Below are 26006 nucleotides of genomic sequence, written 5' to 3'. Positions count from 1 at the left end.
CAGGTCAGGTCAGGTCAGGTCAGGTCAGGTCATGCTGCGGGACATGGTCATGGCGTGGAGGAATCGCATCAGGGTGAGCAGGACGTCGCGGCTGGAGGCGCGCCGGCGGGCGTCGCACTCCATGATCGGGACTTCCGGAGCCAGGTCGAGCGCCGCACGGAGGTCGTCGACCGGGTAGCGGGGCGCGTCGGGGAAGGTGTTGACGGCGACCACGAAGGGCACGCCGCGCTCCTCCAGCCGGCCCATGACCTCGAAACTGACCTCCAGGCGGCGGGTGTCGACGAGGACGACCGCGCCGAGCGCGCCCTCGAACAGTCCGCTCCACAGGAACCAGAAGCGTTCCTGGCCGGGTGTGCCGAAGAGGTAGAGCACCACCTGGTCGGAGATGCGGATGCGGCCGAAGTCCATCGCCACGGTGGTGGCGGTCTTCGTGGCGGAGCCGGAGTTGTCGTCGACGCCGATGCCGGCCTGCGTCATGGTCTCCTCGGTGGTCAGCGGTTTGATCTCGCTGACCGAGCCGACCATGGTGGTCTTGCCGACCCCGAACCCTCCCACGATCACGATCTTCGCCGCTGCCTGGGTGGTCTGCGGCAGCCGGTCCTCGACCCGTGGGCCGGGGACGGTGTCAGAGCCTTTCAAGTCCATGCATCACCGCTTCGAGGAGGGTTCGGTCGGGGATCTTCTGCCGGACGATCGGTGCACGCGCGTCCACCAGGTCGGCCGCCAGCATGTCGGTGAGCAGCACGGTCATCGCGCTGAACGGGAGTTGGAGATAGGCCGACAGCTCGGCCACGGAGAGCGGGGCGAGGCACAGCCGCAGCACCGCCGCCTGTTCCGGGGGCGCGGACGAGGGGGTGTCGGCGCGGGCCACGATCAGTGTGACCAGGTCGAGGGGGGCGCGTTCACCGTCCGGGCCGGTGATGATGTACAGCCGTTCCGGCTTCTTCGCCGTGCCCTCCCCGTCCTGCCGGTCGGGCGGGGAAAGCGGTGGTTCCTGCGGGGGCTGGCGCCTCTGGCGTTGCGGAGGAGTCATACGGTCTGCCCGTTGTGGCGCGGCGGGCTGGTGAGGTGGGAGCCGATCCTGACGACGAGGTCGCGCATGTAGTGGCTCATCAGGCCGGGTTCGCAGACCATGTCGGACAGCACCGCGAGGTAGGCGTTGGCGCCGGCGGCCATCAGGTAGAAGTAGCCGCCGTTCAGTTCGACCAGGACGAGCTTCATCTCGCCGTCGGTGGTCGGGATCTCCTCGGAGACCGCGTTGACCAGGCTCTGCAGTCCGGCGCAAGCCGCGGCGACGCGGTCGGCCGCATCGGGCTCGCCTCCGTAGCGGGCGATGCGCAGACCGTCGGCGGACAGCACGACGATCATCTCGATGCCCGGAGCGCTGTTGTAGAGCTCCTTGAGCATCCAGTCGAAGTTCTGTCGCTGCTCGATCACTTGGGATCCCCCTCGTCGTCGGCCTCGGGGCGGGCCGAGTCGCTGATCAGGTAGGTGAATTTCTCGGGGTGGCGGGTGAACTCGGTGGGGTCGGTGCCGGGCGGCAGGTCCTTCTTCAGGCCCTCCCAGAAGGAGTCCACCCACAGGCCGGGCGGCCGGTCGTCCTTCTGCTCCGGCTCGGGTTCGGGCTTGTGCCGCGACCAGATCGTCGGGTTGCCCTCGCGTTCGGCGCGTTCGATGGCCGCCTGTTCGGCGATGCGCTGGCTGAGCGGGGTCTTGACCTTGCTGCGGCGCTGCGGCAGGCCCTTGTCCGTCCACTCGGTGACGACGGGGACCTCGTCGTCGTCCAGGGAGACGCCCGCGGGGATACGCGGGTTGGTGGGGCGGCGGCGCTTGGGCGGGCGCTTGGGGCCCTCGACGCCGTCGGTGTCGGCCTGCGGCAGGGCGGTGGCGCCGATGCCGTGGGCGTACCCGGGGGCGGGGTCGGAGGTCACCATCTCCCTCGGGAGGATGAGGACGACGCGGGTGCCGCCGTAGGCGGACGGCCGCAGCGAGACCTCCATCTTGAACGCGGTGCACAACCGGCCGACGACGGCGAGGCCGAGCCGCGGGCTCTCACCGATGACCTGGAGGTCGACTCCGCGCTTGGCCTTCTCCAACTGGTCCTCGAGGCGGAGCCGGGACTCCTCGGTGAGGCTGACGCCGGCGTCCTCGATCTCGACGGCGATGCCGGTCTGCACCTCGGTCGCGGTGACGTGCACCTTGCTCTGCGGCGGCGAGTAGCGGGTGGCGTTGTCGAAGAGTTCGGCGCAGGCGTGGATGGCCGGTTCGACGGAGATGCCGCGGATGTTGACCTTGGCGATGTTGTCGAGCTGGATGCGGGGGTACTCCAGGATGCGGGACATGGCGCCGCGCAGCACGCTGTAGAGCGGCACGGGAAGCGGCCACTGGCGGCCGGGGCGGCCGCCGCCGAGGACCGCGACGGAGTCGGCGAGTCGGCCGATCAGCGCCGTGCCGTGGTCGATGCGCAGCAGGTCGTCGAAGACCTCGGGGTTGCGGCCGTGGTCCTCCTCCATCTCCCGCAGTTCCACGGCCTGCTGGTGGACGATCGCCTGGACCCGCCGGGCGACGCTGACGAAGGAGCGCTGCGAGGAGTCGCGCAGGGCCTCCTCGTGGTCGGAGAGGCGCAGCAGCGTCTTCAGCACCAGCAGCTGCGCACCGGAGAGGTCACGAAAGCGCGGATCCTCCTCGCCGAGTTGGCGCAGGGTCTCCAGGGGTGAGTTTCCGGCGTGCATCCGGTCCAGCGCCGCCGGCATCAGCTCGCGGGCGAGGCGCTCGTTCTCCTCCTCGTGCGCGGCCACCCGCTGCTCCAGATCCGCGGTGCGCCGGATGTGCTCGGCGTGGGCCCGACGCAGCAGCCGGCCGCGGCGTACGACTTCCGCGGCCGTAGCGATGACCAGGAGCGTACCGATGCCGCCGCAGAGCCCGACGGCCGCCCGGGCCGGTTCCGCCACCAGGGCGGCGGCTGCCCCGGTCGCCGTGGCCATCGCTATGGCGGGCAGCAGCAGCACGCGCGCATAAGGGAGTTCGCGGCGACCAGGAGGAGATTGGACACTCACCATGGGGGACCTTCTGGAATCTTCGGGAAGTTCGGGAACAAGTGCGCGATTACATCTCAACTCGGTGCGCTGCGGGCGAGCTTAGTCCGACAGGATCAAGGCGATGTCATATTCGGGAAGCACCTGAAACGCCCACCGCCCCAGGGGTATCCTCGGCTCCATTTGTACGCTGGGGTTCCGTTCGAACACGCGGCGCAGCGAAGGGAAAGTGTGCGGAAGCGCTCACTCCGAGGGGTGGGAACCGGTCGGGTGAGCGGTGCTCCGGCCGGGTGACCGGCTACCCGTGCGGAGCCGGGGACGGGCGGAGGGAGGGGGCGCGGTCCGGGGGAGGCCGGCCCGCCGACGGCGGCCGGACGCCGACGGGGAGGCGCAGACGGCGACGGCGCACGCGGCGGCGCACGCCGTCGCCGTCTGCGGACGGGGTCGGGATCAGCCCACCGACGAGTAGGCGACGACCCCCCGCAGCAGCGCGTCGACGGCCCTGCGGGCGGTCCTCGGCACCGTCGAACCCTCCACGGGGGCCGCCGCCTGGATCTGCCCCAGGACGTCGATGACCTGCTTGCACCACCGCACGAAGTCGCCGGCGGGCATCTCCGCCTCGCGCAGCACCTCGTCCAGGCCCTTGCCGGAGGCCCACATGTAGGCCGCCCAGGCGAATCCGAGGTCGGGCTCCCGCTGGCCCACGCCCTCGGTCTGGCTGATCCGGAACTCCTCCTCCAGAGCGTCCAGCCGCCCCCATATGCGCACCGTCTCGCCCAGCGCGGCCTTCGCCCTGCCGGACGGCAGCTTGGGCGCCAACGCGTCGTCGCTGACCCGGGCCTCGTAGACCAGGGCCGACACGCAGGCGGCGAGTTCGGCCGGGCTCAGCCCCTCCCAGACGCGCTCCCGCAGGCACTCGCTGGCCAGCAGGTCCAGCTCGCCGTAGAGCCGGGCGAGCCGTTTGCCGTGCTCCGTGACCTCGTCGGCGCGCAGGTAGTCCAGCTCCGTCAGCAGCGCCACGATGCGGTCGAAGGTCCGGGCGATGGTGTTGGTGCGCCCCTCGATGCGCCGCTCCAACTGGGAGGTGTCACGCAGCAGTCGGTGGTAGCGCTCGGCCCAGCGGGCATGGTCCTCCCGGTCGCTGCAGCCGTGGCAGGGGTGCGCCCGGAGGTCCTTGCGCAGCCGGGCGATCTCCCGGTCGTCGGCCGCCTGCGAGCGGCGCTTGCGATGCCGCTCGGGCACGAGGTGGCCGGCCTTGGTGCGCAGCGCGGAGGCGAGGTCCCGGCGGGACTGCGGGGACCTCGGGTTGAACGACTTCGGGATCCGCATCCGCTGCAGCGGCTCGACCGGCACCGGGAAGTCCATCGCCGCCAGCCGCTTCACCTGCCGCTCCGCGGTGAGGACCAGCGGGCGGGGCCCGTCGTGGTGCTCGAAGCCGCGGTGGCCGTTGGAGCGGCCGGCGGCCAGACCCGGGTCCAGCACCAGCGCCAGGCCGGCGTACTTCCCGGTCGGGACGTGGATGACGTCGCCGGGCCGGAGCTTCTCCAGCGCGACGGCAGCCTCGGCGCGCCGCTGGGTGGCGCCCTGCCGGGCCAGCTCGGTCTCGCGGTCCTTCAGCGCCCGGCGCAGCCGCGCGTACTCCTCGAAGTCGCCGAGGTGGCAGGTCATGGACTCCTTGTAGCCGGTGAGCCCCTCCTCGTTGCGCTGCACCTGACGGGAGATCCCGACGACCGACTTGTCGGCCTGGAACTGGGCGAAGGACGTCTCCAGCAGCTCCCGCGAGCGGTGCCGGCCGAACTGCTCGACCAGGTTGACCGCCATGTTGTACGACGGCTTGAAGCTGGAGCGCAGCGGATAGGTGCGGGTGCCGGCCAGCCCCGCCAGGTGCTCGGGGTTCATGCCCCGCTGCCACAGCACCACGGCGTGTCCCTCGACATCGATGCCACGCCGACCGGCACGCCCGGTGAGCTGCGTGTACTCGCCGGGGGTGATGTCGGCGTGCTGCTCGCCGTTCCACTTGACGAGCTTCTCCAGGACCACCGAGCGGGCGGGCATGTTGATGCCCAGGGCGAGCGTCTCGGTGGCGAAGACGGCCTTCACCAGTCCGCGCACGAACAGCTCCTCCACGACCTCCTTGAAGGTGGGCAGCATGCCCGCGTGGTGGGCGGCTATCCCGCGCTCCAGGCCCTCCAGCCACTCGTAGTAGCCGAGGACGTGCAGGTCCTCGGCCGGGATGGAGGCGGTGCGCTCCTCCACCAGGGCGCGGACCCGCTCCCGGGCGGCGTCGTCGTTGAGGCGCAGCCCCGCGTACAGGCACTGCTGGACGGCGGCCTCGCAGGCGGCGCGGGAGAAGATGAAGGTGATCGCGGGCAGCAGGCCCTCCGCGTCGAGGCGCTCGATGACCTCGGGCCGACTCGGCGTCCAGACCCGGGAGCGCTGGCGCCGTTCCCGTTCCCGGTCGGCGTCCCGCATGGCGCGGCCGCGCCGCCGGTCCTGGTACGACGGGCGACTCGCCTCCATCCGGGCCATCCGGGTCAGGTCGGGGTTGACCGCCCGGCGACCTCCCTCGGCCTCCTCGAACAGGTCGTACATCCGCCGTCCGGCGAGCACGTGCTGGAACAGGGGCACCGGCCGGTGCTCGGCGACGATCACCTCGGTGTCGCCGCGGACGGTGTCCAGCCAGTCGCCGAACTCCTCGGCGTTCGACACGGTCGCGGAGAGCGACACCAGGGTGACGGACTGGGGGAGGTGGATGATGACCTCCTCCCAGACGGCGCCGCGGAAGCGGTCGGAGAGGTAGTGCACCTCGTCCATGACCACATGGCCGAGGCCCAGCAGGGTCTGCGAGCCGGCGTACAGCATGTTCCGCAGCACCTCGGTGGTCATCACGACCACCGGGGCGTCGGAGTTCACGCTGTTGTCGCCGGTGAGCAGGCCGACCTTGCCGGTGCCGTAGCGGCGGCACAGATCGGCGTACTTCTGGTTCGACAGCGCCTTGATGGGGGTGGTGTAGAAGCACTTCTTGCCCTGCTGGAGGGCGAGGTGGACGGCGAACTCGCCGACGATCGTCTTGCCGGAGCCGGTGGGCGCGGCCACCAGCACGCCCTTGCCGGACTCCAGCGCCTGGCAGGCCTCGATCTGGAAGGGGTCGAGGCCGAAGTCGTACATCTCGCGGAAGGACGCGAGGGCGGTGGCCTGCTCGGCAGCACGCCTGCGGGCTGCCGCGTACCGCTCGGCCGGTGAGAGGTCCTGAGTCATCGTGCTTTCGAGCGTACCGGGCGTCACCGACAACGGGCCGATCAATATCGGGATCCGGTCCGGGACGGCCCCGGACCCCCGGGTGCGGGCCGCGCGCCAGCGGACCGGCACCGCTCGGCGGCGCGGGAAGCGGAGGGTTCGCGACGTCCGTCAGGTCACGTCGTCGTACCCGTTGACCCGCTCCGGGCCGGGCTGCTCCGGCACCGCGCCGCCGGCGGTGACGGCCTCGGTCTCGCCGATGTCCTCCGGGGTGAGGTCCAACTCGGAGGCCTCGTCATCGGCCGGTCCCATGGCGTCGCGGCGGGCCCGCCGCCGGTCGTTGAACAGCGAGAAGACGACCGCGCCGAAGTACAGCACCCAGATCGGCCCGGCCAGGGCGAGCATGGTGAGCGGGTCGGTGCTGGGCGTGGCGACCGCGGCGAAGACGGTGATGCCGAGGATCATCCCGCGCCACCAGCCGAGCATGCGGCTGCCGCTGAGCACCCCGGTGAGGTTGAGGAAGATCAGCAGGAGCGGGAGTTCGAAGGAGAGTCCGAAGACGACGACCATGCGCGTGACGAGGTCGAGCAGGTCGTCCAGGGGCAGCAGGTTGGAGGCGCCGTCCGGGGTGAAGTCGAGCAGTACCTTGGCGGTGGTCGGGAGCACCTTGTAGGCGAAGTACGCGCCGCCCAGGAACAGCGGTGCGCCCAGGCCGACGAACGCGTACGCGTACTTCTTCTCGTGCCGGTGCAGTCCCGGGGCGACGAAGCCCCAGAGCTGGAAGAGCCAGACCGGCGAGGCGAGCACGACACCGGCCATCAGGGACACCTTCAGCGCCAGCGTGAAGGGGGTCAGCAGACCGTTGATGGTGATCTGCGCGCAGGGCTCGCCGGAGGAGGAGTTCGCCAGTTGCTGGAAGGTCTTGTCGCACCCGACCGAGTCCAGGATCGGCTTGGTGATGAAGTTGACTATGTCGTTGTAGAAGAAGGCGGCGACGACGGTGACGACGACGATGGCCAGCATGGCCTTCGCGAGCCGGTTGCGTAGCTCACGCAGGTGCTCCGCGAGGGGCATGCGCCCCTCGGGGTCCCTCTCCATCTTGCGGGCAGACTTCAGCAACCCACGTTCCCATCTCGTACGGCGGGCCGGAGGTCACCGGCCTCGCGTCAGCGCTTCGTCGAGTCCGTGGGCTCGTTGACCGGGCGGGAGCTGGTCACGTCGCCGGGCGCGGCCTGGATGGTGCGCTGCGTCGCGGGCTGCTCCTCCTGGGCGGGCGCCTGGGCGGGGGTGCTGCCCTCGTCCTTCATCGCCTTGGCCTCGCTCTTGAGGATGCGCGCGGACTTGCCGAGCGAGCGGGCCATGTCCGGAAGCTTCTTCGCGCCGAACAGCAGAACGATGACGACGAGGATGAGAATGATCTCGGGAGCTCCGAGCCTTCCGAACATAAGTCTCTACCTTCTCACCGAGGCGGCTGGGTGGGTGCCGTCCGACCCGTCGGACGCACGTCCGACCGGCCGGTCCGGCAGCGATCGTAGCGCGCACGGGTAAACGCCAGGCAATCCCCGCGCCTGCTGCCGGACTGCGGGCCGGGCCTCGTATCCGGCCTCCCTTGGAAGCGTACCTGCCGTGCATGCGCCGCTGACAGGGCGAAGCGCCCCGGAACCCCCGGGGAGGTGCCGTGCCCGACCGTGCGGGCGCCTCACAGCGAGTCCGCGGCGCGGGCCGCGCCGACCGCCGCCCGTTCCAGATCGTCCGCGGCCCTGCCGATGCGCCGGGCCGCGTCCGTGACCTGCCGGCCCAGGCGCTGGGCCTCGAGGAACACCCGCACCGCCAGCACACCGAGAACGGCGAGCCCCAGGAAACCCATGACAACCGCGCACATCGGCCAGAACATGACGACGAGCCTAGACCCTCTCAGGTGGAGTGCAGGCGCAGGGTCCGGACGCCGCCCCCGGTCAGCAGCTCCACGATCCGCTCCCCCGCGGGCTTGCGCACCGAGGCGCCGCAGTCGGGGCAGGTGAAGGAGTAGAAGGTGGTGCGGCTGCTGGCGCCGATGGCCAGCCGCAGCGCGTTCGCACCGAGCTCGAACCGCCCCCGGCAGTCCGGGCAACCGGCTCTGAAGATCACCGGAGCCACGCTGCGCATCCCCGCGAACGCGGACGCCACGGACACGCCCCGCCCACCCGACGAAGCCGACTCGCTCACAGCCTCTGCTCCTGTCTGTCGTGCTGACTGCCGTCCGGACCGCGCCCGCCGCCCGGCGCGCCGCGCGATCCGCCTCCCGGGCCCGCCCCCGCGTCCTCGTACGCGGCCAGGGCCTCCCCGGCGGCCCGCCGGGCGCTGTCCGCCAGGTCGGGCGGGGACACGATCCGCCCGTCGCGTCCGAGCCGCAGTGCCAGGCGTCTGAGCGAGGCCGGCTCGGGGGTCCGCAGCGAGATCCGCAGTCCGCCGTCGGGGAGTTCCTCCGCGCTGTCGTGCGGGTAGTACTCGGCGACCCAGCGGCCTCCCGGACCGACCTCGACGACCACCTCGGGGTCCTCGGCGGCCGGCTGGACCAGCGCCTCGGACAGGTCCCGCAGCTCGATCTCGGGCGGCGCGGACGACTCGTCGAGGATGCGGATCTCGGCGACCCGGTCGAGCCGGAAGGTGCGGCGCGCCTCGGAGCGGCGGCACCACGCCTCCACGTACGTGTGCCCGACGCTGACCAGCCGGATGGGGTCGATCTCGCGCTCGGTGACCTCGTCGCGGGACGGGGAGTAGTAGCGGATCCACAGCCGGCGGCGCTCGGCGATCGCCCGGTCGACGTCCGCGAAGACTCCGCCCTCGGACTCGAAGGTCACCGACAGCCGGGAGCTGGCCCCCGCCGTCTCCCCGGCGGCGGCCTCCACCTTGGCCGTGGCCCGCAGCAGGGCCTGCCGGTCGCCCTCGCGCAGCCCGGGGAGCGTCGCCACCGCGCGGGCGGCCACCAGCAGCGCGGTGGCCTCGTCGGCGGCGAGCCGCAGCGGCTCCGCCGCCTCCGCGCCGAGCGCGGCCGGGTTGTGCCACCAGATGCGCTCGCCGTCGGTGTCGATGTCGAGCAGGTCTCCGCCGCGGAAGCTGGTACCGCACATGGGCAGCACGTCCAGGTCGGAGACCAGCTCGTCCTCGGTGATGCCGAAGGCGCGCGCGACGTCCTCGACACGCGCGCCGGGGCGCTCCCGGAGGTAGGTCACCAGGGAGAGCATCCGCCGCGTCTGGTCGAGGGCGCTCGCGGGCCGCGCCGGTTTTCCTGCCACTGTCCTGCTCCGCTCCCCCTCAGTTCTTCGCCACGGCCCGCAGCCGGTCCACTACGTCGGCCCGCAGCTCCTCGGGCTCCAGGACCACCACGTCCGGACCGAACTCCACCAGCCACGCGTCCAGACCGTGCCCGTACGGAATCTCCAACTCGTCCCAGCCCCCGTCGAGTTCCCGGACCGCGGTGGCCCTCGCCCGAAGGGGGTAACCGGCGCCGGAACGCAGCCGGATCAGCGCCGAACGCTCGGCGGACTCCCCCGCCCAGCTCGCCACGGTCTCCCGGACGGTGACGACGTCCGGCACCGGCGCGGTGAAGCGGCCGGCCCGGGAGCGCACCCTGCCGGTGATCCGGGACAGCCGGAAGACGCGTTCGGCGCCGCGGGTCCGGTCGAATCCCGCCAGGTACCAGTGTCCCCGCCAGCACTCCAGCACCCACGGCTCCACCTGCCGGATCTCCGGCTGGGCGGCATTGGCCTTGCGGTAGTCGAAGGCGACCGGGCGGCGGTCGCGGCAGGCCAGCATCAGCGGCTCGAAGGCGGCCTCGTGCACCGGGATGCGCGGCTCCAGCGCGCCGTGCGCCTCGTACGGGTCGACGCCCTCGGGCAGCCCGGCGGCGCGCAGCTTCTGCAGTGCGCCGCTGGCCGCGCCGGCCAGCCGGGCCTGCTGCCACACCTTGGCCGCCAGGCCGAGCGCGGCGGCCTCCTCGGCGTCCAGGGTGATCGGCGGCAGTCGGTTGCTGTCGCGGCGGGCCAGATAGCCGACCTCGCCGTCGAGGCTCTCCACGGTGTCGATGACCAGGCCGAGCTCGCGGAGGTCGTCCTTGTCCCGCTCGAACATGCGGTTGAAGGACTCGTCGGTCCCCGCCTCCACGTAGGCCTCGATGGACTCGCGCAGCTCGCGCTTGCTGAGTGGTCGCCGTGTCCCGAGCAGACACAGTGCCAGGTTCATCAGCCGCTCGGCCTTGGCAATGGCCATCGACGCCCTTCGCCTTCCCCATGGAGCCTACGACCGATGACCGTACCGCCCCGGTGTGCCGTGACAAAAGCCGAGGCCCATGCCCGGACAGGCATGGGCCTCGGTTGATCGCGTCCGGTCGGTTCACGGACGCCGTGCCGGTCCGCCGGTCAGACCCCGACGAGGTCGCAGACGAAGATCAGCGTCTCGCCCGGCTGGATCCGGCCGCCGCCCGCACCGCGGTCGCCGTAGGCCAGGTGGGGCGGGATCGTCAGCTGGCGGCGGCCGCCGACCTTCATGCCCTGCACGCCCTTGTCCCAGCCGGTGATGACCTGGCCGACACCGAGCTGGAACTGCAGCGGCGTGCCGCGGTTCCAGGACGCGTCGAACTCCTCACCGCTGGAGAAGGCCACGCCCACGTAGTGGACCGAGACGGTGTCGCCCGCCTTGGCCTCGGGGCCGTCGCCCTCCCAGATGTCCTTGATCTCGAGGTCGGCCGGGGGCTGACCGCCCGGGAAGTCGATCTCGGGCTTCTCGATGTTCACGTCTCTAGCTCCTGCTTGTGTACGACAAGGAACGGCCCCAGTCTTTCATCCGCTCCGGGCCGGCGCCCGCCACGGGCCCACCGGGCGGCGGGGGTCACATCTTCGCGAGGATGTCGACCGTGAACACCATGGTGGAGTCCTTCTCGATGCCGCTGCCGGCAGGCGGGTTGTCGCCGTATCCGAGGGCCGGCGGGATGACGATGAGGACGCGGCTGCCGACCTTCTTGCCCGTCAGGCCCTGCGCCCAGCCCTTGACGACCTGCTGCAGGGAGAAGGAGGCGAGCTGCTTGCGCTGGTAGGTCGAGTCGAACTCCTTGCCGGTGTTCCACACCACGCCCTTGTACTGCACCAGCAGGCTGTTCTCCGCCTTCACCGGCTCGCCGTCGCCTTCGATGACGTAGCCCGACACCAGCTTCTTCGGCGGGTCCGTGTCGGGGATCTCGATGGAGGGCGCCTTGCCGTCGGTGTTGGTGCCGATCTTGGGCAGGGCCGCGTCGTCCTGGGCGGCCTCGCTGCCCTTGGCGGAGCTCTTGGCGTTGAAGGTCGCCTGCAGGTCGAAGACGAACACCAGCGTGTCGGTGCCCTTGATGCCGGCCTGGGGATTGCCGTCGGAGCCGTACCCCCAGGTGGGCGGGACCGAGAAGAGCACCCGGCTGCCGGTCTTCTTGCCCGTCAGGGCGTACCGCCAGCCCTCGAAGACGCCGCCCTGGGCGAGCTGGGCCACCAGGGGCGTCTTCTGGTCGTAGGAGTTGCCGACGACCTTGGCCGTGTCCCAGATCTGCGCCAGGTAGTTCGCCTGGATGTAGTCGTTCTCCGCGACCGTCGCGCCGCCGCCGGCGATCACCGTCTTCACGGCGAGCTGGTCCGAGGGGTCGCCCGGCCCCTTGGCGACCGTGGGCTTCTGGTCGAAACCGGTGCCCGCGGTGATCGCCGGCAGCGGACCGTCGACGATCTTCGGCGGTGGCGGGGCCGAGGTCCCCGAGGCCGAGGGCGACGCCCCGTCGGACGCCGTACTCGAGTCGGAGCTGTTGCCTCCGCACCCGGCGAGGGCGACCAGGGACGCGGGGACGGCGGCAAGGAAGAGGGAACGTCGGCGCACGGCAGAGCCTCGTAATCGGTCGTTCTCGACGGTGGGGTGCGCGCAACTCTACGGTGTGAGAAGGGCGCCGTACGCAGAACGTACGGCGCCCGTGTGGCGTTCCGGTGATTCGCCCGATCCGGGAATTGTCGGACCGGTGTGCCGCTCACATCCCGGCGATCAGCTTCTCCACCCGGTCGTCCACCGACCGGAACGGGTCCTTGCACAACACCGTGCGCTGCGCCTGGTCGTTGAGTTTCAGATGCACCCAGTCCACGGTGAAGTCGCGGCGCTGCTCCTGGGCGCGGCGGATGAAGTCGCCGCGCAGCCGCGCCCGAGTGGTCTGCGGTGGGACCGACTTGCCCTCGAAGATCTTCAAGTCGTTGCAGACGCGGGTGGCTTGCCCCTTCCTCTCCAACAGGTAGTACAGGCCGCGACGCCGGTGGATGTCGTGGTAGGCGAGGTCTATCTGGGCGACCCGCGGATGCGACATGGTCAGGTTGTGCTTGCTGCGGTACCGCTCGATCAGTTTGTACTTCATGACCCAGTCGATCTCGGTGCCGATGCGGTCGAGGTCCTCGGTCTCGATCGCGTCCAGCGTGCGGCCCCACAGCTCCAGGACCCGTTCGACGGTGCCGGTGCGGATGCCTCGGCGCTCGCAGAAGTCCACGGCCTTCTCGTAGTACTCCCGCTGCACCTCCAGTGCGGAGGCCTCCCGGCCGCTGGCCAGGCGGACCTTGCGGCGGCCGGTGGTGTCGTGGCTGACCTCGCGGATCGCCCGGATCGGGTTCTCCAGGGTCAGGTCCCGCATCACGGTGCCCGCCTCGATCATGCGCAGCACCAGGTCGGTCGCGCCGACCTTCAGCAGCATCGTCGTCTCCGACATGTTGGAGTCGCCGACGATGACGTGCAGCCGGCGGTAGCGCTCCGCGTCGGCGTGGGGCTCGTCGCGGGTGTTGATGATGGGCCGGGAGCGGGTGGTGGCCGAGGAGACGCCCTCCCAGATGTGCTCGGCGCGCTGGCTGACGCAGTACACGGCACCGCGCGGGGTCTGCAGGACCTTGCCCGCTCCGCACAGCAGCTGCCGCGTCACCAGGAACGGGATGAGGATGTCCGCGAGCCGCGAGAACTCCCCGTGCCGGGCCACCAGGTAGTTCTCGTGGCAGCCGTAGGAGTTGCCGGCCGAGTCGGTGTTGTTCTTGAAGAGGTAGACGTCGCCCGCGATTCCCTCCTCGTGCAGGCGGCGTTCCGCGTCCACCAGGAGGCCTTCGAGAATGCGCTCGCCGGCCTTGTCGTGGGTGACCAGTTCGATCACGTTGTCACATTCGGGTGTCGCGTATTCCGGATGGGATCCCACGTCGAGATAGAGGCGGGCGCCGTTCCGCAGAAACACATTGCTGCTGCGGCCCCATGACACGACACGGCGGAAGAGGTAGCGCGCCACCTCGTCAGGCGACAGACGGCGCTGTCCCCTGAACGTGCACGTGACGCCGTACTCGTTCTCCAGCCCGAAGATGCGGCGGTCCATGACTGAACATTACGCCCGATCACCCGAACTGAAACGGGGTTCGGCAGCACGATTCGGATCATTTTCCGGTGAAGCCGCAATCACCGCGGTCCGCGCGGGAGCTGCGAGGACCCTCCCGGTCGCGGTCAGCACGAGCAGCGACACCGCGCCCGCGGCGCCCGGCAGCGCGAACCCCCACAGCGCCCCGCCCGACTGGACGACCGGACCCGCCAGGCCCGTTCCGACCGAGGCGCCGACGGTGAAGGTGGTCACCAGCCAGGAGAAGGCCTCGGTGACCGTGCCGCCGGGCGCGTGCCGGTCGACGAGGACGAAGGCGCAGGCGATGGCGGGCGCCAGGAACACCCCGGCGAGCGCGGCCAGCGCCACCATGCCGGGCACGTCCGGCATCAGGGTCAGCGGCAGGTAACACACCGCCAGGAACCCGACCAGCAGCCGCAGTCTCCGCTCGGGAGCGCCGGTCCACTGCCGTGCGCCGTAGACGGTGCCGCCGACCAGGGCGCCCAGGCCCAGCGCGGCCATCAGCCAGCCGTACACGGCGTCGCCGCCGTGGCCGTCGGCGTACGGCACCGCGGCCACCGTGATGGAGCCCAGCGCCACGCCCACGAACAGGAACGCGGCGAGCAGGGCTAGCAGCCCCGGCGACCGCAGCGCGCCGAGCCAGTGCGCCTCGCGCGGTGCCGAGCGCCAGGCCCGGGCGGGCGGAGAGACCACCACGGACAGGGCGCCGAGCACGCCGGCGGCGTTGAGCACCAGCAGTGCGGCCCGCGCCGACGCCAGGGACACGCACAGCGTCACCAGCAGCGGTCCCACGGTGAACATGACCTCCTGCGCCACCGCGTCCATGGCGTAGGCGGTCTGCACCTGCTTCCGGCCGCGCAGCACCTGCGGCCACAGGGCGCGCAGGCCTCCCTCCAGGGGCGGTGTGAGCAGTCCGGCTGCGGCGACGGCCGGGTACGCCGGCCAGCGCGGGTCGATTCCGGTGAGCGCGAAGGCCGCCGCCGCGAGGGCCGACAGCACGGCGGCGGGGAGCTGGACGCGCGGCTGGCCGTGCAGGTCGACCAGGCGGCCCAGTACGGGCTGCCCGACGGCGTTGGCGAGGCCGTACACGCCCGCCAGGACGCCGGCCAGGCTGTAGCTGCCGCCCTCGGCCCGCACGAAGAGCACGATCGCCAGGGCGGCGGTGGCATTGGGCAGCCGGCCCACCAGGGTGCCGGTCAGCAGCCGGGCGGCATGCTTCGCCTTGAGGATCTCCAGGTATCCCGCGGCCATGTCGCCCTCCGGCTCGACTGGGTTTTACGTATAACTACCGCTGCTATACGTACCATGTGCGCTGTTCAGGAGTCCAGGTGCGGCCGCGGGCGGGCCGGGCGGGACCGCCGCTGCGAAGCGGTGGCGGACCGGAGGCCGACGGGCCCGGTTTCGGCCCGCCCGCGGCGTACGACCAGGAGAAGGAGCAGGCGGACGGTGGCACGCAGCAGCACCCGGCCCACGAGCCGGGACGTCGCACAGGCGGCCGGCGTCTCCCAGGCCGCCGTCTCGCTGGTCCTCGGCGAGAAGTGGCGCGGCCGGGTCTCCGCGGCCACCGCGGACCGGGTCCGCGCGGCGGCGCGCGAGCTGGGATACCGCCCGAACCTGGCCGCGCGCAACCTCCGCCTCGGTCGGACCCGCACCGTCCTGCTCGTGGTGCCGGCGCTGACCACGGAGTTCTTCGCGGGGGTCTACACCGGCGCCGCGCGCGTCGCCGCCGCCCACGGCTTCGGCGTCGTCCTCTACCCCTCGCCCGAGGGCATCGGGCCGGCCCGCGACCCCTTCGCCTCCGCCCAGGCCGCGCTGGACGGGGTCATCGCCTCGTCGATGGCCGCCGACGCCCTCGCCGCCATTCGCGGCGACCAGCTTCCGCTGGTGATGCTGGACAGCGATCCGGCCGGCAGCCTCGGCGGAGCCACCGTCAACCTGGACATCGCCGACGGCGTCCGCCAGCTCTGCGAGCACCTGTTCGATCTCGGCCACCGGCGGCTGCTGCACCTGGCGGCCGACGTGGCCTCCTGGACCTTCGAGGTGCGCGCGCGGGAGCTGGCCCGCCGAGCCGCCGCGGTCCCCGGGGCCCGGGTACGCACCGCACGGGCGCCCATCTCCATCGACGGTGCCGTGTCCGCCACCCTGGCGGCGCTGGGCGGCCCGGGCCCCCGGCCCACCGCGGTCGTCTGCGACGACGACAAGCTCGCGGCCGGCGCCTACAAGGCGATCCGCCGCGCCGGCCTGCGCGTCCCCGAGGACGTCTCGGTCACCGGGCTGGACGACCTGGCCCTGGCCACCGCCATCGACCCGGAGCTGACCACGGTCCGCCTGGACGCCGAGCTGTTCGGCGAACGGGGCATGCAGGCCCTGCTGGCCGTCCTGGAGGGCGGCACCCCGGCCGGGGGCGACATCCCCGTGCAGCTCGTCGTGCGCGGCTCCACGGCACCGCCGGGGACGCCCTGAGCCCTCCGGGACCGCGGGCCCCGGGCAGGACCGGAGGCGGGCGGCGGCCCAGGCGGCCGCATCCCATAGGCGGCCGGAGGCGGGCACCCGGAGGCGCGGCCCCGCGTACGCCCGGTGCCCCGGCCGGGACTGCTTCGGCCGGGGCACCGTCGGGGCGGGTGGGGGCTGCCGGTCCTTGCGGACCGCTTCCACGGTGCCGTCGGGGCCCCGCGGTGCCGTACTACTTCTCGTCGTCCTCGCTGCTCTCGGCCTCGGTCGCGGTGCTGCCGGCCTCCAGCAGCCGGGCCAGCTGGGCGCCGCCGATCCGCTTGAACTTGCGCTGCTGCGGGCGGGTGCGGTCCAGCACCGCCACCTCGAGGCGCTCTGCGGGGATGTCGCGCTGGGAGCCGTTGGTGTCCCGGGAGAGCGCCCGCACCGCCAGTTGCAGCGCCTCCGCCAGGCTCATGCCGTCCCGGTGCTGCTGGTCGAGGAAGCCGCTGATCTGCTCGGAGTTGCCGCCGACCGCCACCGAGCCGTGCTCGTCCACGATCGAGCCGTCGTGCGGCAGGCGGTAGATCTGGTCCCCCTCCGGCTCCTCGCCGACCTCGGCGACCACCAGCTCCACCTCGTACGGCTTCTCGGCCGCCGAGGAGAAGATGGTGCCCAGCGTCTGGGCGTAGACGTTGGCCAGCCCGCGGGCGGTCACGTCGTCCCGGTCGTAGGTGTATCCGCGCAGGTCGGCGTAGCGCACACCGCCGATGCGCAGGTTCTCGTACTCGTTGTACTTGCCGGCCGCGGCGAAGCCGATCCGGTCGTAGATCTCGCTGAACTTGTGCAGCGCCCGGGACGGGTTCTCGCCGGCGAACACGATGCCGTCGGCGTACTGCATGACGACCAGGCTGCGTCCGCGCGCGATGCCCTTGCGGGCGTACTCCGCGCGGTCGGCCATCGCCTGCTGGGGTGAGACATAGAACGGCGTCGACACCGGTTATCCGTCCCTTTCTGTGGATGTCACTGGATCACCTCGACAACAAGACCGGGCCCGGCGTCAGAGCAGGGCGGCCCGCGGGCCGTCCGGACGCTCCAGGCGCCGGTCCAGCACCGTGCGGGCGATCTGCGCGGTCTCGTCCTCGGTGAGCCGGCGGAAACCGTCCTCGGTGATCACGGTGATGATCGGGTAGATACGGCGGGCGATGTCGGGTCCGCCGGTCGCGGAGTCGTCGTCGGCCGCGTCGTACAGGGACTGCACGGCGAGCGTCGTGGCGTCGTCCTCGGTGAGGTCCTCGCGGAAGAGCTTCTTCATCGCGCCGCGGGCGAACACGGAGCCCGAACCGGTGGCCGCGAACCCGCGCTCCTCGGTGCGCCCGCCGGTGACGTCGTAGGAGAAGATGCGGCCCTTGCCGCGGTCCACGTCGTAGCCGGCGAAGAGGGGCACCACGGCCAGGCCCTGCATGGCCATGCCCAGGTTGGAGCGGATCATGGTGGACAACCGGTTCGCCTTGCCCTCGAGGGACAGCTGGGCTCCCTCGACCTTCTCGAAGTGCTCCAGCTCGAGCTGGAACAGCTTCACCATCTCCACGGCCAGGCCGGCCGTGCCGGCGATGCCCACGGCCGAGTACTCGTCCGCCGGGAACACCTTCTCGATGTCGCGCTGGGCGATGACGTTGCCCATGGTGGCCCGCCGGTCGCCCGCGAGGACGACGCCCCCCGGGAAGGTCGCGGACACGATCGTCGTGCCGTGCGGGGCCTCGATCACGCCCTTGGTCGGGTGGAGCTGCCGCTTGCCGGGCAGCATCTCGGGCTGGTGGTCCGACAGGAAGTCCATGAAGGAGGAGGATCCCGGCGTCAGGAAGGCAGCTGGCAGACGCCCGGTGCTACGAGTGTTGGCTTCCACGACTTTCCTTCCAGGTAGGCGACTGCCCGGCGGGTGGAGCGGGGTCGTCGTCTCTCAACTTACCGATGGCCGAATTGCAGTTGAAGCACGGTACGCCAGGGACCCTACCCGTCTTCCGGCAGTGATCCACATGAACGGACGGTCCTGCCCGCGGATCGCGCGCGACCGCCGGCGGGCGCACCCGCGACGCGGGCGCGGCCGAACGGTCGCCCCGGCCCCCGCGGCGCCGTACCGGCGCTCGCGCTGCCGCGGACGTCCCGTGTCCGCGGTGGACGGCTCCCCCGGTGGCAGGACCGGAAGAGCGCCGGGGGCGGGATCGCCGCCCGGCCCTTCCCACACGCACGCTGCCCGCCGCCCGTGCCGCACGCACCGAGGGCAGCACCCAGCACGCCTGCACCTGTCACCCGGAGAGCTCTCGCGGCCTTCGCTTCGAAGGCTACTCGCCGCCCTTCTGGACGAAGCTCCGAACGAAATCCTCGGCGTTCTCCTCGAGCACGTCGTCGATCTCGTCCAGCACGGAGTCCACGTCGTCGCTCAGCTTCTCCTGGCGCTCCTTGAGGTCGTCCGCGCCCTGCGCGTCCTGCGCCTGCTCCTCGACGTCCTCGGTTGAGCGCGTGGCCTTCTGCTGGCCGCCGCCGGTGTCCTTGGTCGCCATAACCCTCACCCCGCTCTTTCGCCCGACATGGGTCGGCAGGTCGGCATTCCTGCCGATCGGTGGTGATCAGACCCTACAAGCCGGGTCCGACATCGGCCCCCCAGTTTGCGCAACGCACGGGGCCCGTCTCGATGATTCCCGGCCGGGGGGATTTCCACCCGTCCGGCCGGGATCGACCGTGTACCCGCTCAGCCCCCGGACAGCACCCTGACCAGGTCGTCCGCCGTGCGGCAGCGGTCGAGGAGCTCCTTGACGTGATTTCGCGTTCCGCGTAGCGGTTCCAGGGTTGGCACCCGCTGGAGCGAGTCGTGCCCCGGCAGGTCGAAGATGACCGAGTCCCAGGAGGCGGCGGCCACGTCGTCGGCGTACTGCTCCAGGCAGCGTCCGCGGAAGTAGGCGCGGGTGTCCTCTGGGGGCGCGGTCCTGGCCCGCTCGACCTCGGCCTCGTCCAGGAGCCGTTTCATGCGCCCTCGGCCCGCCAGGCGGTTGTAGAGCCCCTTGTCGGCGCGCACGTCGGCGTACTGCAGGTCGACCAGGTGCAGACGGGCCGCGTCCCAGTCGAGGCCGTCCCGGCGCCGGTAGCCCTCCATGAGCTCACGCTTGGCGACCCAGTCCAGCTCGCCGGCCAGACTCATGTGGTCGTTCTCCAGGCGGGTGAGGGTGTCCTCCCAGCGCCCGAGGACGTCCTTCGTCTGGTCGTCGGCGTCGGCGCCGTACCGCTCCTCCACGTATTTGCGCGCCAGCTCGTAGTACTCCATCTGGAGCTGTACCGCGGTGAGTGTGCGACCGCTGCGGAGGGTGACCAGCCGCTTGAGACCCGGGTCGTGGGAGACCCGGTGGAGCGTGCGCACCGGCTGGTCGACGGCCAGGTCCACGGCGATGAAGCCGTCCTCGATCATGGACAGCACCAGGGCGGTGGTGCCCAGCTTGAGGTACGTCGAGATCTCGGAGAGGTTCGCGTCCCCGATGATCACGTGCAGGCGGCGGTACTTCTCCGCGTCGGCGTGCGGTTCGTCGCGGGTGTTGATGATCGGTCGCTTGAGCGTGGTCTCCAGACCGACCTCGACCTCGAAGTAGTCCGCGCGCTGGCTGAGCTGGAAGCCGTGCTCGTGCCCGTCCTGCCCGATGCCGACGCGACCGGCCCCGGCGAAGACCTGGCGGGAGACGAAGAAGGGCGTGAGGTGGCGCACGATGTCCGAGAAGGGGGTCTCCCGCTTCATCAGGTAGTTCTCGTGCGTGCCGTAGGAGGCGCCCTTGTTGTCGGTGTTGTTCTTGTAGAGGTGGATCGGCTGGGCACCGGGAAGCTGGGCGGCGCGGTCCGCCGCCTCCGCCATGATCCGCTCGCCCGCCTTGTCCCAGAGCACGGCGTCCCGCGGATTGGTGACCTCGGGTGCGCTGTACTCGGGGTGGGCGTGGTCGACGTAGAGCCGCGCACCGTTGGTCAGGATGACGTTGGCCAGGCCGATGTCCTCGTCGGTGAGCTGGCTGGCGTCGGCGGTCTCTCGGGCGAGGTCGAAGCCTCGCGCGTCGCGCAGCGGGTTCTCCTCCTCGAAGTCCCAGCGGGCGCGTCGGGCCCGGTGCATCGCCGCGGCGTAGGCGTTGACGATCTGGGATGAGGTGAGCATGGCATTGGCGTTGGGGTGACCGGGAACGGAGATGCCGTACTCGGTCTCGATGCCCATTACTCGCCGTACGGTCATGCGGCCCTCCTTGCCCGGCGGCGCCCTCGGTCGTAGGCGCCGCTCAAGTACCGCTGGTGCTCGGGTGGCTGTGCGGTGCCCGTCCCCGCACTGCGCAACCCGGCGGTACGAAAGAGCCTAGAACGCCTTTGCACTGGTAGGGAGATCATTTGCGTCATTGCCTTGGTCAGGCCGTGGCCCGAAAAGCAGTCGGCTGCGGGTACCCGGTGGGGACACCCGCAGCCGCCCTGTCTTTTACAGGTACTGCCCCGTGTTGGCCACGGTGTCGATGGAGCGTCCGGTGTCCGCGCCCTGCTTTCCGGTGATGAGGGTGCGGATGTAGACGATCCGCTCGCCCTTCTTTCCGGAGATCCGGGCCCAGTCGTCCGGGTTGGTGGTGTTGGGCAGGTCCTCGTTCTCCTTGAACTCGTCCACGCAGGCCTGGAGCAGGTGGGAGACGCGCAGACCCTTCTGCTCCATGTCCAGGAAGTCCTTGATCGCCATCTTCTTGGCGCGGCCCACGATGTTCTCGATCATGGCACCGGAATTGAAGTCCTTGAAATAGAGGACTTCCTTGTCACCGTTGGCGTAGGTGACCTCCAGGAAGCGGTTCTCCTCGGATTCCGCGTACATCTGCTCGACCGCGGTCTGGATCATGGCCTGAACCGTCGCCGGCTTGTCGCCCTGGTGCTCCGCGAGGTCCTCGGAGTGCAGCGGAAGGCGCTCGGTGAGGTACTTGCCGAAGATGTCCTTGGCGGCCTCGGCGTCCGGGCGCTCGATCTTGATCTTGACGTCCAGCCGGCCGGGGCGCAGGATCGCCGGGTCGATCATGTCCTCGCGGTTCGAGGCGCCGATCACGACCACGTTCTCCAGGCCCTCGACGCCGTCGATCTCGGCGAGCAGCTGCGGGACGATGGTGTTCTCCACGTCCGAGCTGACACCGGAGCCCCGGGTGCGGAAGAGGGACTCCATCTCGTCGAAGAAGACGATGACGGGGGTGCCCTCGCCGGCCTTCTCCCGGGCCCGCTGGAAGACCAGGCGGATCTGCCGCTCGGTCTCGCCGACGTACTTGTTCAGCAGCTCCGGGCCCTTGATGTTGAGGAAGAAGCTCTTGCCCGCGGCCTGCCCGGTGACCTCGGCGACCTTCTTGGCCAGCGAGTTCGCCACGGCCTTGGCGATCAGCGTCTTGCCGCATCCGGGGGGTCCGTAGAGCAGCACGCCCTTGGGCGGGCGCAGCTCGTGCTCCCGGAACAGGTCCGGGTAGAGGTACGGGAGCTCGACCGCGTCGCGGATGGCCTCGATCTGGCCCCCGAGGCCGCCGATGGCCTCGTACCCGATGTCGGGCACCTCTTCGAGGACGAGTTCCTCGACCTCGCTCTTGGGCACGACCTCGTAGACGTAGCCGGAGCGCGGTTCGAGCAGCAGCGCGTCGCCGGCGCGGACGGTGACGCCCAGCAGCGGCTCGGCGAGCCGGACGACCCGCTCCTCGTCGGTGTGCCCGAGCACCAGGGCGCGCTCGCCGTCCTCCAGGACCTCCTTGAGGGTGACGATCTCGCCGACGCGCTCGAACAGCATGGCCTCGACCACGTTCAGCGCTTCGTTGAGCATGACTTCCTGGCCGCGCCGGAGCTCGTCGAGCTCGACGCCGGGGCTGACGTTCACGCGGAGCTTGCGGCCGCCGGTGAAGATGTCGGCGGTGCCGTCCTCGTTCGCCTGCAGGAAGACGCCGAAGCCGGCCGGAGGCTGCGCGAGCCGGTCGACCTCCTCCTTGAGGGCCACGATCTGGTCGCGGGCCTCACGGAGCGTGTTGGCCAGTCGCTCGTTCTGGGCGGACACGCCGGCCAGGTTGGTCTGCAGCTCGACGATCCGCTCCTCGAGAATCCTCGTGTGTCGCGGAGAGTCGGCGAGCTTGCGTCGCAGGACGGCGATCTCCTGCTCAAGATAGGCGATCTGCCCGGCCGGGTCGTCGGACCCGCGTCCCGGGCGGATGCCGCGGTTCATGTCGTCGTCGTGGGCTGCCACGGTCCTCACCTCCTCCAAGGGGAGCTGGACGCTTCCAGACCCTACCTGGGTGGGTGTTGATTGAAACCCCTAGATCAGAAAGACGGTCGGGGTGTGTCCGATCTTCACCCTTGCGCTCTCCCTCACGCCAGGGGAATACCCACCGAACATGATTGGAAAGCGGGCGGAGGTAGGCTCACAGTGTTCAACACCCGTCAGAGCCTGCATCGTTCCCGAGCGGCTCGGCACAAAACAGCAGGAGAGATGAGCGTGCAGCAGGAGGCAGGAACCGGCGGCGAGGCGCTCGAGGTCTGGATCGATCAGGACCTGTGCACCGGCGACGGCATCTGCGCCCAGTACGCGCCCGAGGTGTTCGAGCTGGACATCGACGGTCTCGCGTACGTCAAGGGCGCGGACGAGGAACTGCTCCAGGCACCGGGTGCGACGGCCCCGGTCCCGCTGCCGCTGCTGACCGACGTGGTCGACTCGGTCCGGGAGTGCCCGGGCGAGTGCATCCATGTCCGTCGGGTTTCGGACAGGACCGAGGTCCACGGCCCCGACGCGGCGTGAGCGGTTCCCCCCGCACACCCCGCGTGCGCGGGGTTCGAATGTGTGATGCGTCACAGACACCCGATGGTGTGGCTCAGACGCTGCGGGCCCCGGCCGCCTTCGACCGCACGAACACGCCGTCCTTCCACTCCCACTGCGCCTCGCTCTTCAGGTCGGGGCAGCAGGCGGGCACGTCGTCCGTGGAGTAGCCGAGCACGGTGGCGAGCACCGCGCGGTCGCGGATGTCGACCGAGGTGACGGTGGTGCGCTCCCCGGGGCTGACCAGCGTGGCGACGATCCGGGGCCGGGTCGCGCGGGGCCCCTGGGTGAGGACGTAGACGCCGTCGGGCGGAGTGCCCATGGGGGCGTCGCAGTGCACGACGGCGACGGTCTCCGGCCGTCCGTCCCCGTCGAGGTCCCCGGTGGCCGTCCTGACCACCTTCGCCTGTACGGGACCGCAGTCCAGCGGGAAGGCGACACCGGCGGTGGTGGGCGGCACGGCGGACCCGGACACCGAACGGGCCCGGGTGCCGGAGGGCGGCGCGGCCGTCGCCGGATGGGGCTGCAGGAGCGAGGACAGCGCGACGACGCCGGCGACGGCGGTCGCGGTGGCGAGCCAGTGGATCGGGCGCGCCTGGGTATGTGCCAGTTCCGGGACGGCGGAGGGCTGCACTAGGAGTGTCTCCTGCGAGGGCTGTGCCGGTGGGGGTGGCCAGCATCGTGCCACACGTCACAGTGCGAGGGAACGGCGGGGTGGCGGCCGGTCCCGGTCGGCCGCCGAACCGGCCGACAACGTGAGGACGCCGTGGCCGAGTTCCCGCAGGGCTGCGGGAACTCGGCCACGGCGTCGTCGGATTGGCCTCGCGGAGGGCTCCTCCTCAGCGGGGGGTGCCCCCGCCGGCGTTGGGGCCTGAGTAGTCCTCGCCGTAGGCGCCCTTGGCGGGGCGGCGGCGGCGCATCGGCGGCTCGACCCCGTCGGCCAGGCGGCGGGCGGTGAGGAGGAAGCCGGTGTGCCCGATCATCCGGTGATCGGGCCGGACGGCCAGCCCCTCGATGTGCCAGTTGCGGATCATCGTCTCCCAGGCGGTCGGCTCGTTGAAGCCGCCGATCTCGCGGATGGACTCCACGGTCCGGGCGAGCTGGGTGGTGGTGGCGACGTAGCAGCACACGATGCCGCCGGGGACGAGGGCCTTGGAGACGGCCTCCAGGCACTCCCAGGGGGCGAGCATGTCGAGGATGACCCGGTCCACCTCGGTGTCGGACAGGTTGTCCTGCAGGTCGCCCACGGTGAGCCGCCAGGCGGGGTGCGGGCCGCCGAAGTACCGCTCCACGTTGGCCTGCGCGATCTCGGCGAAGTCGGCGCGGCGCTCGTAGGAGTGCAGCATGCCCTGGTCGCCGATGGCGCGCAGCAGGAAGGCGCTGAGCGAGCCGGAGCCGACACCGGCCTCGACGACGCGGGCGCCGGGGAAGATGTCGGCGAAGGCGAGGATCTGCCCCGCGTCCTTCGGGTAGACGACGGCCGCCCCGCGGGGCATGGACAGGACGTAGTCGGGGAGCAGGGGGCGCAGCGCGAGGTAGGCGACGTTCCCGGTGGTGCGGACAACGCTGCCCTCGGGAGCGCCGATCAGTTCGTCGTGCGGGAAGGAACCCTTGTGGGTGTGGAAGTTCTTCCCGGCCTCGAGCGTGAACGTGTAGTGGCGGCCCTTGGGGTCGGTCAGCTGTACCTGGTCCCCGACCTTGAAGGGCCCGCGCCTGCGGGCGGCACCGGTCGGTTCGGACATGTGACCAGCCTACCGGCCTTCACGGACCCCGCCGACCACACTCCTCAGGAGGCGGCCGAGGGCCGGGCCATGGCCCGCACGAAGGCCCGCTCCACGTCCGCGGCGGAGAGCACCCCGTAGATCTCGCCGCCGCCCTCGACGACCAGGTACTCGGTGGCGGGCGTGGCGCGCAGCACCTCCAGCAGGTCCTCTCCGGCGAGTTCCGCGGAGACCCGCATGCCCTCGGTGATCTCCTGCGCGAGCCCGCTCACCGCGACCCAGGGACGGCGGTGCTCGGGGACCCCGGCGATCGCGGCCTCGCGGACGAGGGAGACCGGCGTGCCGACGGCGTCGACGACGACCAGGGCCCGGGCGCCGGCGTCGTTGGCGCGGCGCAGGGCCTCCGACAGCGGGGTGTCGGTGTTCACCGGGACGGCGCGCCGGGTGAGGTTGCGGGCGCGCAGTTCGGGGAGGTGCTCGCGCAGGCGTGCGACGCGCAGGCTGTTGCCGGCGCCGGTCCAGATGATCGCGGCGAGGATCGCGGCGAGCAGCGCGTCCGTGACGGTGTCCATGCCGACGTTGTCCGCGGCGGTGGAGCCGAGGGCGCCGGACTGGGTGAGCAGGGGCAGGCCGACCAGGACGGACACGGCGAGGGCTCGGCCGACCCAGGCGGCGGCGACGGTGCCGCTCATGGGCCGGCCGGTGATCTTCCAGACGACGGCCCGGAGCATCCGGCCGCCGTCCAGCGGCAGGCCGGGCAGCAGGTTGAAGACGGCGACGATGAGGTTGGAGACCATCAGCCCGGCGAGCAGCACTCCGGGCACGGTGCCGGGTTCGACGGGCCGCATGGCCAGGTAGAACACTCCGGCGAGGACCAGGGAGAGCAGCGGGCCGACGAAGGCGAGCACGAACTCGCGGCCGGGCGTCTCGGCCTCCTTCTCGATCTCGGAGACCCCGCCGAAGAACTGGAGCTGGATGCGGCGGACGGGCAGCTTGAAGCGCAGCGCGGCGACCGTGTGGGCCAGCTCGTGGACGAGGACGGAGGCGTAGAAGGCGACGGCGAAGAAGAGGGAGACGAGGTAGCGGGCCGCGCCCAGCTCGGGCAGCACCCGGTCGAGCTGCCCGCCGAACACCCAGGTGATCAGTGCCGCGACGAGGAACCAGCTGGGCGCGACGTACACCGGCACGCCGAACGGGCGGCCCATGAGGAGTCCGCCTCGCGGCTCGGGCCGCTGCGGGGGGTGGGCGCCGGTACCGGAGTGGGCGAGGGTCCGCTCCTGGGCCGCCCCGGGCTCGCCGGTGGTGTGCCGGCCGTCCCGTCCCGCTCCGCGATCCGGTCGCGCCCCGGCGGGCTCCGG

General features: G+C 71.3%; 25 protein-coding genes and 1 pseudogene. 2 read left to right on the top strand and 24 right to left on the bottom strand.

The features are described 5' to 3' along the window. Positions 1-24: 24 nt before the first annotated feature. The 15 genes from ACL02U_RS24135 to ACL02U_RS24065 form a co-directional block, all read right to left on the bottom strand. Positions 25-645 carry a GTP-binding protein gene (locus tag ACL02U_RS24135; RefSeq protein ID WP_412793008.1) on the bottom strand — a complete coding sequence of 207 codons (621 nt, stop codon included), beginning with the start codon at positions 643-645 and terminating at the stop codon, positions 25-27. Beyond that, positions 626-1033, bottom strand: a complete 408-nt coding sequence (locus ACL02U_RS24130; protein WP_412793007.1) for a DUF742 domain-containing protein — start codon at positions 1031-1033, stop codon at positions 626-628. Before ACL02U_RS24130 ends, ACL02U_RS24135 begins: the two co-directional genes overlap by 20 nt. Continuing rightward, on the bottom strand, positions 1030-1437 hold the full coding sequence (locus ACL02U_RS24125; RefSeq protein ID WP_412793006.1) for a roadblock/LC7 domain-containing protein: 408 nt from the start codon (positions 1435-1437) through the stop codon (positions 1030-1032). Before ACL02U_RS24125 ends, ACL02U_RS24130 begins: the two co-directional genes overlap by 4 nt. After that, positions 1434-3059, bottom strand: a complete 1626-nt coding sequence (locus ACL02U_RS24120) for a sensor histidine kinase (RefSeq protein WP_412793005.1) — start codon at positions 3057-3059, stop codon at positions 1434-1436. The genes ACL02U_RS24125 and ACL02U_RS24120 overlap by 4 nt, the downstream gene beginning before the upstream one ends. Before the next feature lie 426 nt (positions 3060-3485). Next, complete coding sequence (locus tag ACL02U_RS24115; RefSeq protein ID WP_412793004.1) at positions 3486-6338, bottom strand: DEAD/DEAH box helicase; 2853 nt, start codon at positions 6336-6338, stop codon at positions 3486-3488. A gap of 105 nt (positions 6339-6443) precedes the next feature. Continuing rightward, positions 6444-7391, bottom strand: a complete 948-nt coding sequence (gene tatC, locus ACL02U_RS24110; RefSeq protein WP_412793003.1) for a twin-arginine translocase subunit TatC — start codon at positions 7389-7391, stop codon at positions 6444-6446. A 47-nt stretch (positions 7392-7438) separates the two neighbouring features. Further along, positions 7439-7717 (bottom strand): Sec-independent protein translocase subunit TatA, encoded by a 279-nt coding sequence (gene tatA, locus ACL02U_RS24105; RefSeq protein WP_412793002.1) that lies wholly within the window; start codon positions 7715-7717, stop codon positions 7439-7441. Positions 7718-7971: 254 nt separating this feature from the next. Next, positions 7972-8166: a hypothetical protein gene (locus ACL02U_RS24100; RefSeq protein ID WP_412793001.1), complete on the bottom strand. Its 195-nt coding sequence runs from the start codon at positions 8164-8166 to the stop codon at positions 7972-7974. Between the two features lie 20 nt (positions 8167-8186). Beyond that, complete coding sequence (locus ACL02U_RS24095; protein WP_412793000.1) at positions 8187-8477, bottom strand: hypothetical protein; 291 nt, start codon at positions 8475-8477, stop codon at positions 8187-8189. Then, a complete protein-coding gene (locus ACL02U_RS24090) occupies positions 8474-9547 on the bottom strand; it encodes a helix-turn-helix transcriptional regulator (protein ID WP_412792999.1) in 1074 nt (357 codons plus the stop codon). Before ACL02U_RS24090 ends, ACL02U_RS24095 begins: the two co-directional genes overlap by 4 nt. 19 nt (positions 9548-9566) lie before the next feature. Continuing rightward, entirely contained in the window at positions 9567-10520 is a 954-nt protein-coding gene (locus ACL02U_RS24085) for a helix-turn-helix transcriptional regulator (protein ID WP_412792998.1), read from the bottom strand. 149 nt (positions 10521-10669) lie between these two features. After that, positions 10670-11044: an FKBP-type peptidyl-prolyl cis-trans isomerase gene (locus ACL02U_RS24080; RefSeq protein ID WP_412792997.1), complete on the bottom strand. Its 375-nt coding sequence runs from the start codon at positions 11042-11044 to the stop codon at positions 10670-10672. A gap of 94 nt (positions 11045-11138) precedes the next feature. Next, entirely contained in the window at positions 11139-12143 is a 1005-nt protein-coding gene (locus ACL02U_RS24075) for an FKBP-type peptidyl-prolyl cis-trans isomerase (protein WP_412792996.1), read from the bottom strand. Positions 12144-12288: 145 nt separating this feature from the next. After that, positions 12289-13650 (bottom strand): Pup--protein ligase, encoded by a 1362-nt coding sequence (gene pafA, locus ACL02U_RS24070; RefSeq protein WP_412792995.1) that lies wholly within the window; start codon positions 13648-13650, stop codon positions 12289-12291. Between the two features lie 9 nt (positions 13651-13659). Then, positions 13660-14919, bottom strand: a complete 1260-nt coding sequence (locus tag ACL02U_RS24065; protein WP_412792994.1) for an MFS transporter — start codon at positions 14917-14919, stop codon at positions 13660-13662. A gap of 195 nt (positions 14920-15114) precedes the next feature. Here ACL02U_RS24065 and ACL02U_RS24060 point away from each other — a divergent pair, with 195 nt between their 5' ends. Next, positions 15115-16131: a LacI family DNA-binding transcriptional regulator gene (locus ACL02U_RS24060; RefSeq protein ID WP_412792993.1), complete on the top strand. Its 1017-nt coding sequence runs from the start codon at positions 15115-15117 to the stop codon at positions 16129-16131. A gap of 220 nt (positions 16132-16351) precedes the next feature. Here the strand turns inward: ACL02U_RS24060 and prcA are convergent, their stop codons facing one another. The 6 genes and pseudogenes from prcA to arc form a co-directional block, all read right to left on the bottom strand. After that, a complete protein-coding gene (gene prcA / locus ACL02U_RS24055; protein WP_412792992.1) occupies positions 16352-17095 on the bottom strand; it encodes a proteasome subunit alpha in 744 nt (247 codons plus the stop codon). Positions 17096-17158: 63 nt separating this feature from the next. After that, positions 17159-18004, bottom strand: coding sequence for a proteasome subunit beta (gene prcB, locus ACL02U_RS24050; protein WP_412792991.1), 846 nt, complete (start codon positions 18002-18004; stop codon positions 17159-17161). Further along, a pseudogene (locus ACL02U_RS24045) lies at positions 17956-18146 on the bottom strand (endonuclease domain-containing protein); the annotation flags it as partial. The gene prcB and the pseudogene ACL02U_RS24045, both read right to left, overlap by 49 nt. Before the next feature lie 294 nt (positions 18147-18440). Next, positions 18441-18659 (bottom strand): ubiquitin-like protein Pup, encoded by a 219-nt coding sequence (locus ACL02U_RS24040; protein WP_412792990.1) that lies wholly within the window; start codon positions 18657-18659, stop codon positions 18441-18443. A gap of 188 nt (positions 18660-18847) precedes the next feature. Beyond that, entirely contained in the window at positions 18848-20359 is a 1512-nt protein-coding gene (gene dop / locus ACL02U_RS24035) for a depupylase/deamidase Dop (protein WP_412792989.1), read from the bottom strand. 234 nt (positions 20360-20593) lie between these two features. Then, a complete protein-coding gene (gene arc, locus ACL02U_RS24030; protein WP_412792988.1) occupies positions 20594-22360 on the bottom strand; it encodes a proteasome ATPase in 1767 nt (588 codons plus the stop codon). A 243-nt stretch (positions 22361-22603) separates the two neighbouring features. On the opposite strand from arc, the gene ACL02U_RS24025 reads away from it, so the two are divergent. Beyond that, positions 22604-22909, top strand: coding sequence for a ferredoxin (locus tag ACL02U_RS24025; protein ID WP_412792987.1), 306 nt, complete (start codon positions 22604-22606; stop codon positions 22907-22909). A 73-nt stretch (positions 22910-22982) separates the two neighbouring features. On the opposite strand, the gene ACL02U_RS24020 is transcribed toward ACL02U_RS24025, so the two are convergent. The 3 genes from ACL02U_RS24020 to ACL02U_RS24010 form a co-directional block, all read right to left on the bottom strand. Beyond that, positions 22983-23561, bottom strand: coding sequence for a hypothetical protein (locus ACL02U_RS24020; RefSeq protein ID WP_412792986.1), 579 nt, complete (start codon positions 23559-23561; stop codon positions 22983-22985). A gap of 205 nt (positions 23562-23766) precedes the next feature. Further along, positions 23767-24669, bottom strand: a complete 903-nt coding sequence (locus tag ACL02U_RS24015; protein WP_412792985.1) for a tRNA (adenine-N1)-methyltransferase — start codon at positions 24667-24669, stop codon at positions 23767-23769. Between the two features lie 44 nt (positions 24670-24713). Then, positions 24714-26006, bottom strand: a 1293-nt coding sequence (locus ACL02U_RS24010; RefSeq protein WP_412792984.1) for a site-2 protease family protein, incomplete at its 5' end; no start/stop codon positions are given.

The organism is Streptomyces sp. MS06 (assembly GCF_047200655.1).
In the GTDB taxonomy this organism is placed as follows: Bacteria; Actinomycetota; Actinomycetes; order Streptomycetales; family Streptomycetaceae; genus Streptomyces.
Note: the sequence above shows the minus strand (reverse complement) of the source record. Positions and strands in the feature narration are given on the sequence as shown.